The organism is Allosphingosinicella sp., from assembly GCF_036387215.1.
Lineage (GTDB): Bacteria > Pseudomonadota > Alphaproteobacteria > Sphingomonadales > Sphingomonadaceae > Allosphingosinicella.
In genome coordinates this window covers 1-8,748 of the sequence record NZ_DASVUE010000419.1, presented here as the reverse complement: position 1 = coordinate 8,748, position 8,748 = coordinate 1, and the positions used below count along the sequence as shown (strand labels likewise).

The following is an 8,748-nucleotide window of genomic DNA, read 5'->3' as shown; positions in this document are numbered from 1 at the left end:
CCTCCTCGGGATCGGCAAGCGCCATGATCAGCTTCGATCGGTGAGCGTCAGCCGCCCCTCGGTGCCGCCGCCGCTCCGGGGGCTGAGGTGGAGGGTGAAGGGGTCGCCGTCCTCCTTCTCGCTGCCGGTGATCAAGAGGCCAGACCCCTCCCGCTGGACGCCGGCGACGGTGAAGGTGCTCGCCCGTGCCGGATCGCGGTACCAGGCGGCGACCTTCTCCGCGGCATCGGGCGTCGTGAACCGCAGCTCAACGCCTGCATTCTCCTTGCCGTCGGCGCCACCTTTGCTCCCCTGGATATGCATGCCGCTGAGGCTGGAGCCTGGATAGAGGACGTCGGAATCGCTGTTGGTGTGGCTTGCGAGACCGGCGGGGATGTCGATCTTCATGTCGAAGCCTGGCGTATCGACCGAGAATTGCCCCTCCTTCGCCTTCCCTTCCGCGCTCGCGACCTCCCCGCTGTCGCCCTTAACCGCCTCCCCATCCCCCTCCTTGCGAACCTTCATTTCGCACGCGGAGACGAGCGCGAGGGCGCAGATCAGGCTGAGCGTCTTTCCGGCGGACATAAGCGTCTCCTTGGTTGATCCTGACCCAAGTCTAGAAGATTGGACGCTCCGTACAAGGATCGTGCCCTTGTTGGCGGGTGGCGGGCGCACTAGCTGCGAACCCATGACCAACGATCATGCGCGCACCCGCGCCGGGCTGCTCTTCGGCCTTGGCGCCTACATGCTTTGGGGCGTGCTGCCGCTTTACTTCAAGGCGATCGTCGGCGTGCTTCCTTCCGAGATCGTCGCCCATCGGATCGTCTGGTCGCTGGTGCTCCTGGGGGCGCTGGCGACGCTCTGGCACCGGTGGGGCGCCATCCGGACGGCCTTGGCCGCCCCGAAGGTGCTGGCGACGCTGGCGCTCACCGCCACCCTAATCGCGGTCAACTGGCTGGTCTATATCTGGGCGGTGCTGAACGGGCACGTGCTTGCGGGAAGCCTCGGCTACTACCTGAATCCGCTCGTGAACGTGCTGCTCGGCGTGTTCCTTTTGAAGGAGCGGCTGACGCGTGCGCAGGCCTTCGCGGTCGGGCTCGCTGCGGCGGGCGTCGCGGTGCTCGCGCTCGGCGCTGCCGAGGGGCTTTGGATCAGCCTCAGCCTCGCAGTCAGCTTCGCGCTGTACGGCTTCCTCAGGAAGGTGGCGCCGGTGGACTCGCTTGAGGGTCTGTCGATCGAGACCGCGATCCTCGCACCGATCGCGCTCGGCTATATCCTCTGGCTGAAGCAGCAGGGCGCAAGCGGCTTCGGCAACAGCACGACCACGGATGTCCTGCTGATCCTCGGCGGCGCGGTCACCGCCATTCCGCTGCTTCTGTTCACCGCCGCTGCGAAGCGGCTGCCTTATTCCACCCTCGGTTTTCTCCAATATATCGCGCCGTCGCTCCAGTTCCTGCTGGCGGTGCTGGTGTTTGGCGAAGCCTTCACGACGGCGCACGCAATCTGCTTCGGCGCGATCTGGGCGGCGCTCGTCATCTTCGCCTGGGAAGGCGTCCGGACCGGCCGGGCGGCGGCTCGCTCCCGCGCCGACGAGGCGGTGATTTGCGCGGAAGCCTGCGGACCGTCATAACAACACGATGCTGAACCTCCTTTCGCTCATCGTCGGCGCGGTCGCCCTCCTGCTGGCGATCCCCGCCTTCATTCCGCTGCTGGGGTGGCTCAATTGGGTGGTGGTGCCGCTTGCCCTCCTCGGCCTCGGCCTCGGCGTTGCCTCCAGAAGCAGGAGCGGCCGCAACCTGAACCTCGTCGTGATCATCGTCGCGATCCTCCGGCTGATGCTGGGCGGAGGCATCTTCTAGCGCTCGGAACGAAGCCCGCCGCGGCGACTTGAACCTCCCGACCTCTTGGGGAGCATTCATGATTGGCGCAGTCCTGTTCGACGTCGACGGCACGCTCATCGACAGCAACGACCTTCATGCCACGGCGTGGCGGGAAGCATTTGTCCACTTCGGCGTCGATCTGCCGCTGGGCGTGATCCGCGGCCAGATCGGCAAGGGCGGCGACAATCTGATCCCGACCCTCCTTCCGAAGGAGCTTGTCGAGGAGCGGCAGGAGGAGATCGACCACTATCGCGGCGAGCTCTTCAAGCGCGAATATCTGCCGAGGGTGGTCCCCTTCCCCGGCGTGCGCGAGTTGTTCGAGCGGCTGAAGGCGGACGGCCGCAAGATCGTGCTCGCTTCCTCGGCCAAGGGTGCCGAAGTCGCCTTCCACCTCGGCGTGATCGGAGGCGAGGACCTGGTGGACGGAACCACCTCGGCTGACGATGTCGAGCATTCGAAGCCCTGCCCCGACATCTTCGCCGCGGCGCTCGAAAAGGTGAAGCCGCTCGGGCCGGACGAAGTCGTGGTCGTCGGCGACAGCCCGTTCGACGTCGAGGCCGCCAAGAAGCTCGGGATGAAGGTGATCGGGGTACGGAGCGGCGGCTTTCCAGACGAAGTGCTGCGCAAGGCCGGTGCCGACGAGCTCTACGACGGGCCGGCCGACCTCCTCCGCAACTACGACACGTCCCTCATCGCCCGCGCCTGATTTGGGATAAGTAGGGATTAAGTAAGAGTTCGAGGTGCATAGTCCCGGCGACGACCGCTCCCCGGGGGACATGATGAACGAGCTACGCACCGCGATCGCTTCAGGGCAGGGACTGCGCCCGAACGGTCCCATTGCAAAGAAGACCAAGCGCGCGGAGCCGAAAGGCGGGCTTACCGCCATCGCCGTCAAGCGCGAGGAATCGCGGCTTACCAACCAGCGCCGCGAGGAGCGGCACCGCAACATCCTCGAAGACGCGACGATCTATTATCGCCGCCGCAAATACCAGGTGCCGGTGGTCAACGTCTCCTCGAACGGAGTGATGATCGAAAGCGACATCGAGGCGTGGATCGGCGAGAACCTGGAAATCCAGTTCGGCGAGTGCAATCGCACCAAGTGCGTCGTGCGCTGGATCCGGGAAGGCCGGATCGGGCTCGAATTCAATGACGAGACGACGATCATCGGGCCGGCGAGCATCCAGGACTTCATCATCCGGCGGCTGCGCGGAGACCACGCTCCGGCGAACGATACCGACGGCGGCACCGCCAAGGCCAATCGCGAGCCGCGCCACAATCTGATCTGGATCGCAACGCTTCACTGGAACCACGATTCTATCCCGGTAAAAATGCGCAATATCTCGTCCGAGGGCGCGATGCTGGAGACCAGCCATCACTTCCCGGTGGGAAGCGAAGTGCTGCTCGACCTCGAGGAGGCGGGGACCGCCTTCGCGAAAGTGCGCTGGGCAAAGGGCGGGCAGATCGGCGTCAAGTTCGACGCCAGGTTCAACCTCAAGAACCTCACCAAATGCACGCCCACGGCGGCAAGCATGAACGCGGCGGGCAAGCCCACCACCTACATGGTGAAACCGCAATATCTGCAATCGGAGAAGAGCCCTGATTCGCCCTGGGCGGCGATGTGGGACAAGTTCGGCCTCGAGGACCTGAAGGGCCGGCGCGAGTTCTGATCAGCCGAGCAGATCGCTAAGCGTGACGGGGCGAAAGCCCCGGGCGTCCACCCCCACATCATGTTGCCGCGGCATCGGCTTCAGCTTGCCATGGCTATGGCCGTGAAGGTTGAGCGCGCCGCAATGCTGGCCGTTCCAGCTCCTGAAAGGGTAGTGGCAGAGCACGAGGCGCCGGCCCTCCAGCTCCATCTCGTGATAGTCGCGGACGCTTGCCCAGCCCGGTAGGCCCGCGATGGCGGGATCGTCGTTATTGCCGCGGATGAGGTGCTTGCGGCCGGATAGCCGGCCGAGCAGCGCCGGGACATCGGCGGGCTTTCGGGCGAAGTCGCCGAGGTGCCAGACCTCGTCCCCCTCGCCCACTGAATCGTTCCACGCCGCGATCATGACCTCGTCCATCTCGGCTACGGACCTGAACGGCCGCTTGTGGATGTTGAGCGTCCGGTGATCGCCGAAGTGGGTGTCGCTGGTGAAGAAGATCGTCACGCGAGCCCAACGCGGCAGCAGGCAGGGCGTTCAGCCGGTGGGGCGGAAGCGGCGGCGTTCCGGATCGGAGACGCAGCGATAGCGGCGGCGGATGCACTCGTTGAAATAGCGCCCAGCCGAAGGAGCGCGGCGGAGCGCCTCGTAGATCGCCCGCGGAACGCCGTAATAGATGTAGCGGCCGGTCTCGCGGAACCAGATGCTGAGCGCCTCGGCCTCCTCGTCATAGGCGACCCGAGAGATCATCGTCGAATTCAGCTTGGCGGCACGCATCACGTTGATCCGGTAAGAGAATCGTGCGCGAGCGAAGCTGGGACTCGCCGGTTCCCGGAGCGGCGGCGACCCGAATCGATTTCGCGCCGGAACGAGTCCGATGCTACCAATTGGTGGAAAAGGAGAGTCGCAGCCGTGAAACGGGACCAGCGCGTTGACGCCTATATCGAGCGGCAGGCCGAGTTCGCGAGGCCGATCCTCGAGCATCTGCGGGAGGCGGTGCACGCCGCCTGCCCCGAGGCCGAGGAGGGCATCAAATGGGGCATGCCGCACTTCCTCTACAAGGGACGGATCCTTGCCGGAATGGCCGCCTTCAAGGCGCATGCGACGTTCGGCTTCTGGCGCGGCGGCCGCGTCGTCGGCGAGGAGGAGCGGCAGGACGGAGCGATGGGCCAGTTCGGCCGGCTCACGTCGGTCGACGATCTCCCGAAGCCGGATGTCCTGGCCGACTTGATCAGGAAAGCGATGGCCGTGTCCGAAGCGGGGCCGCAGCCGCGCCCCGCCAAGGCGGCCAGCCCCGCTCCGGAGGTGCCGGAAGAGCTGAAGACGGCGCTTTCGACCAATGCGGCGGCATCCGCAACCTTCGAAGGCTTCAGCCCGAGCTGCCGGCGCGAATATGTCGAATGGGTGACTGAGGCGAAGCGGCCGGAAACGCGCGCGAAGCGGATCGCTCAGGCCATCGAATGGATGGCCGAGGGGAAGAAGCGGAACTGGAAATACGAGAATTGCTGATCGTGGCCGCTCCCGCTGGGGAGCGGCCCGATCGGCCTAGCGGCACTTCGGCGAGACGTTCCGCTGCAGATGACGGCCGAGAAGCGCTCCGAGCGCTCCGCCGAGGACGGTGCCGGTGGTGCGCTCGCCGCGGCGGTCGATCGCGCGGCCGGCAAGCACGCCCGCTGCGCCGCCGACGATGAGGCCGGTCGTGCCGTTGGGCTTCTTGCAATAGGTGCGCCCATCATGCCCGCGCCAGGTCTCGACCTGCTGCTTCCCTGCATAGGGGAGCGCGGCCGCGGGAACGGCGGGGATCGCGAGGGTGGCGGCGCAAAGCGCCAGGGCCAGCTTGCGCATTGGAACTACTCCTTCGTAACTGGGGTGGCGGCGATACGCTCGAAGCAACTGGCCGCCACCCGTTCATGCCCTTCTAAGCCATTGGTTTTGAGGGAAAGCTGAACCCGTCTGTTAGGCGAGGTTCAGTAAGCGCATCCCGGCGCCCTTGATCGCGCGGAGCTGCCGGACCACATGCGACTCATGCTGATCCAGACCGAACAGACGCCCAACCCGGCAACGCTCAAATTCCTTCCCGGCCAGCCGGTGATGACCGGCGGCACCCGCGACTTCGCCACTCCTGAGGAAGCCGAAGCATCGCCGCTGGCCGAAGCGATCTTTTCGACTGGGGACGTGACCGGCGTCTTCTTCGGCCGCGACTTTGTCTCGGTGACCGCCGGCCCCGGCGTGGAATGGCGCGACCTGAAGCCCCAGATCCTCAACGTCCTGCTCGATCATTTCTCGAGCGGAGCTCCTCTGTTCAGGAGCGGCAGCGCCGCCGGGATCGTAATCGCCGCTGACGAAGAGATGGGCGATGATCCGGAAGATGCGGAGATCGTGGCCCAGATTCGCGAGCTCATCGACACCCGCGTCCGGCCCGCAGTGGCCCAGGACGGCGGCGACATCGTCTATCGCGGCTTCCGAGGCGGCACCGTGTTCCTGGCGCTGCAGGGCGCCTGCTCGGGCTGCCCCTCCTCGACCATGACCTTGAAGAACGGGATCGAGAGCCTGCTCAAACATTATGTGCCTGAGGTCGAGACGGTCGAAGCCGTCTAGGGGCACGCGGCCATGCTGCTCGTGATCGACAGCGCGACGGAGGCCTGCTCGGTTGCGCTTATCGACGGCAACAGCCTGATCGACGAGCGCCACGAAGTGGTCGGCCGCGGCCATGCCGAGCGGCTGGTGCCGATGATCGCAGAGCTGTTGGGAACGAGAAGGCCGCGCGCCCTGCTGGTCGATTGCGGGCCGGGCAGCTTCACCGGAGTGCGAGTCGGCCTTGCCGCGGCGCACGGCCTTGCGATCGGCTGGCGCATACCCCTTTCCGGCTATTCCTCGCTGGCGCTGATCGCCGCGGGCGCGAGGGAGCGGGAGATTGCGGTTGCGCTGCACGGCGGACACGGGCAGCTTTTCGTCCAAAGCTATGGCCGCGACCCACTGATGCCGCTGGACGACCTGCGTTCGCTCCTTCCCGAAGACGCCGCGGCCGCGGTGGGGGCGCGGCGCGTCTATGGATCCGGAGCGGAGACGCTGGTGAGCGCGCGCGGTTTCGGCGAGGCATATGACGCGCTTCCTCGTGCTGCCGACGCGCTGCTCCTCCCGGTGGAACTGCGCGCGCTCCCGCCCCGCCCGATCTACGGGCGCGCCCCCGATGCGAAGCCTGCCGTGAGCGATGCCGCAGGCGGCTTGGACGGGCCTACGCAATGATGGCTCCGTCGCCGATCATCGTCAGCGAGGGCGGGATCCTCGATCTGGATGACGTCATGCGGGTGATGGAGGACAGCTTCGACCCCGCTTACGGCGAAGCCTGGACGGCGCCGCAATGCGCGGGGCTGATGCCGATGCCGGGCGTGTGGCTGTCGCTGGCCCGCGACGGCGATGGGGTGATCGGCTTCTCGCTCGGGCGGGTGGTCGCCGAGGAGGCAGAGCTGCTCCTGCTCGCCGTCAAGAAGTCCAGCCAGCGGCTCGGCGCCGGCGAAGCGCTGCTCAGGCGCTTCATGGCTGTGGCGGACGCAAAGGGGGCGAAGAAGCTTCATCTCGAAGTGCGCCACGGCAACGGCGCGGTAAATCTCTATGCTCGCGCAGGCTTCAGCCCCGTCGGCCGGCGGAAGAACTATTATACGGGCCGGGACGGGCAGATTTATGACGCTCTGACGCTTGCGAAGACGAGCGGAAGCTAAGCTTAAGGCCTTTCAGGCACTTACCATTTCGTCCTTGTCAAATACCCCAAAACGGACCATTCGCGGCCTGTGGGGCAAGCTTAATCCTGAAATCCTCTAGTTGTGGACCATGCGATGGAAATGAACGACAATTCGAACGAGTCCTTGATCACGCTGACGGCGGACATCGTCTCTGCCCATGTGAGCAACAACAGCGTCGCGGTGAACGATCTGCCTACGCTGATCCAGAACGTTCACAATGCGCTCAGCGGACTTGGCGGCAAGGTCGAAGAGCCCGAAGTAAAGCAGGAGCCTGCCGTCTCGGTGCGCTCGTCGATCAAGCCCGATTATATCGTCTGCCTGGAGGACGGTAAGAAGCTGAAGATGCTGAAGCGGCATCTGATGACCCATTATCAGATGACGCCAGACGAATATCGCCAGAAGTGGGGTCTCAACGCCGACTACCCAATGGTCGCGCCCAATTATGCCGAGCAGCGCCGCACGCTCGCGAAGAAGATCGGCCTCGGCACCAAGCGCCGCCGCACCGGCCGCACCAAATGAGATGCGATCTGCCGGGGCCCCCACGCCCCGGCAGCCTTGAAGTGGCCTGACAGCCTTGAAGCGGGGCGCGATTTGTCTAAAGCCTGACCGGCATGGCACGCAGGATCGACATCGAAGCCCTTTGCGCGGAAAAGGGCCTCCGGATCACGGAGCAGCGCAAGATCATTGCCCGGGTCCTGTCCGAATCCGAAGACCATCCGGATGTCGAGAAGCTGCACGAGCGCGCCTCGGCAATCGACAGCGGCATTTCGATCGCGACCGTCTACCGCACCGTCCGCCTGTTCGAGGAAGCAGGGATCCTCGAGCGCCACGATTTCGGCGACGGCCGCGCACGCTACGAAGCGGCGCATGAGACCCATCACGACCATCTGATCGACGTCGAAACCGGCAATGTGATCGAGTTCGTCGATGATGAGCTCGAGGCGCTGCAGCGCAAGATCGCCGAAAAACTCGGTTTCCGCCTGGTCGACCACCGGATGGAACTCTACGGCGTGACCCTCGCTCGCAAGAATTGACCTCGTGCGGCTGACGCTGCGGGTTATCGCTATCGTTGCCGGGCTGATTGCCCTGCTGCCGCTCCATTATCTGTGGCGCCTGTTCGGGCGGCGGTCGCCGTGGCCGAGGCGATTCCTGTTCTGGGCGGGGCGCTCGGCCGGGCTCCGGCCGCGGATCGTAGGCACTCCGCTCAATTCGCACGTCCTGTTCGTGTCCAACCATTTGAGCTGGCTCGACATCCTTCTGATCGCCGGCGCGACCGGAGCCGCCTTCGTCTCGAAGGAGGAAGTGGCGCGCTGGCCGGTGATCGGCTGGATGTCGCGGCTCAACAACACCGTGTTCGTCGCCCGATCCGAGCGGAACGCGGTGCGCGGGCAGGCGGATGCGCTTCGGACGGCGCTGGCGACGGGGCAGCCCGTGGCGCTCTTTCCCGAAGGGACGGTCAGCGTTGCCGGAGAGGTGCTGCCGTTCCGGGCGAGCTTGCTGGCCTCG

At 65.5% G+C, this 8,748-nt stretch carries 15 protein-coding genes; 11 read left to right on the top strand and 4 right to left on the bottom strand.

Annotation, left to right across the window (positions count from 1 at the left end; genetic code table 11):
• Positions 1-27: 27 nt before the first annotated feature.
• Complete coding sequence (locus VF662_RS16005) at positions 28-564, bottom strand: hypothetical protein (protein ID WP_464142949.1); 537 nt, start codon at positions 562-564, stop codon at positions 28-30.
• Positions 565-667: 103 nt separating this feature from the next.
• Here VF662_RS16005 and rarD point away from each other — a divergent pair, with 103 nt between their 5' ends.
• Genes rarD through VF662_RS15985 form a run of 4 tightly spaced genes read left to right on the top strand, consistent with a single transcriptional unit; the run spans position 668 to position 3,526 of the window.
• Positions 668-1,609 carry an EamA family transporter RarD gene (rarD, locus tag VF662_RS16000; protein ID WP_464142948.1) on the top strand — a complete coding sequence of 314 codons (942 nt, stop codon included), beginning with the start codon at positions 668-670 and terminating at the stop codon, positions 1,607-1,609.
• Between the two features lie 7 nt (positions 1,610-1,616).
• Entirely contained in the window at positions 1,617-1,838 is a 222-nt protein-coding gene (locus VF662_RS15995) for a hypothetical protein (protein ID WP_464142947.1), read from the top strand.
• A 58-nt stretch (positions 1,839-1,896) separates the two neighbouring features.
• Positions 1,897-2,565: an HAD family hydrolase gene (locus VF662_RS15990; protein WP_464142946.1), complete on the top strand. Its 669-nt coding sequence runs from the start codon at positions 1,897-1,899 to the stop codon at positions 2,563-2,565.
• A 34-nt stretch (positions 2,566-2,599) separates the two neighbouring features.
• Complete coding sequence (locus VF662_RS15985; protein ID WP_464142945.1) at positions 2,600-3,526, top strand: PilZ domain-containing protein; 927 nt, start codon at positions 2,600-2,602, stop codon at positions 3,524-3,526.
• On the opposite strand, the gene VF662_RS15980 is transcribed toward VF662_RS15985, so the two are convergent.
• Positions 3,527-4,009 (bottom strand): metallophosphoesterase family protein, encoded by a 483-nt coding sequence (locus VF662_RS15980; protein ID WP_464142944.1) that lies wholly within the window; start codon positions 4,007-4,009, stop codon positions 3,527-3,529.
• Positions 4,010-4,039: 30 nt separating this feature from the next.
• Positions 4,040-4,279 carry a KTSC domain-containing protein gene (locus VF662_RS15975; protein ID WP_464142943.1) on the bottom strand — a complete coding sequence of 80 codons (240 nt, stop codon included), beginning with the start codon at positions 4,277-4,279 and terminating at the stop codon, positions 4,040-4,042.
• 135 nt (positions 4,280-4,414) lie between these two features.
• Here VF662_RS15975 and VF662_RS15970 point away from each other — a divergent pair, with 135 nt between their 5' ends.
• Positions 4,415-5,011: a YdeI/OmpD-associated family protein gene (locus VF662_RS15970; protein WP_464142942.1), complete on the top strand. Its 597-nt coding sequence runs from the start codon at positions 4,415-4,417 to the stop codon at positions 5,009-5,011.
• A 36-nt stretch (positions 5,012-5,047) separates the two neighbouring features.
• Here the strand turns inward: VF662_RS15970 and VF662_RS15965 are convergent, their stop codons facing one another.
• Positions 5,048-5,347 carry a glycine zipper 2TM domain-containing protein gene (locus VF662_RS15965; protein WP_464142941.1) on the bottom strand — a complete coding sequence of 100 codons (300 nt, stop codon included), beginning with the start codon at positions 5,345-5,347 and terminating at the stop codon, positions 5,048-5,050.
• A gap of 180 nt (positions 5,348-5,527) precedes the next feature.
• Between VF662_RS15965 and VF662_RS15960 the strand changes: the two genes are divergently transcribed.
• From VF662_RS15960 to VF662_RS15935, 6 genes are all read left to right on the top strand, one after another.
• Complete coding sequence (locus VF662_RS15960; RefSeq protein ID WP_464142950.1) at positions 5,528-6,100, top strand: NifU family protein; 573 nt, start codon at positions 5,528-5,530, stop codon at positions 6,098-6,100.
• A gap of 12 nt (positions 6,101-6,112) precedes the next feature.
• Positions 6,113-6,748 (top strand): tRNA (adenosine(37)-N6)-threonylcarbamoyltransferase complex dimerization subunit type 1 TsaB, encoded by a 636-nt coding sequence (tsaB, locus tag VF662_RS15955; RefSeq protein ID WP_464142940.1) that lies wholly within the window; start codon positions 6,113-6,115, stop codon positions 6,746-6,748.
• The gene (locus VF662_RS15950; protein ID WP_464142939.1) at positions 6,745-7,221 is read left to right on the top strand and encodes a GNAT family N-acetyltransferase; all 477 of its coding nucleotides are present in this window, start codon (positions 6,745-6,747) and stop codon (positions 7,219-7,221) included. Before tsaB ends, VF662_RS15950 begins: the two co-directional genes overlap by 4 nt.
• Positions 7,222-7,341: 120 nt before the next feature.
• A complete protein-coding gene (locus VF662_RS15945) occupies positions 7,342-7,761 on the top strand; it encodes a Ros/MucR family transcriptional regulator (RefSeq protein ID WP_464142938.1) in 420 nt (139 codons plus the stop codon).
• 92 nt (positions 7,762-7,853) lie between these two features.
• Complete coding sequence (locus VF662_RS15940) at positions 7,854-8,276, top strand: Fur family transcriptional regulator (protein WP_464142937.1); 423 nt, start codon at positions 7,854-7,856, stop codon at positions 8,274-8,276.
• A gap of 4 nt (positions 8,277-8,280) precedes the next feature.
• A partial coding sequence (locus VF662_RS15935) for a lysophospholipid acyltransferase family protein (protein ID WP_464142936.1) occupies positions 8,281-8,748 on the top strand: 468 nt, incomplete at its 3' end.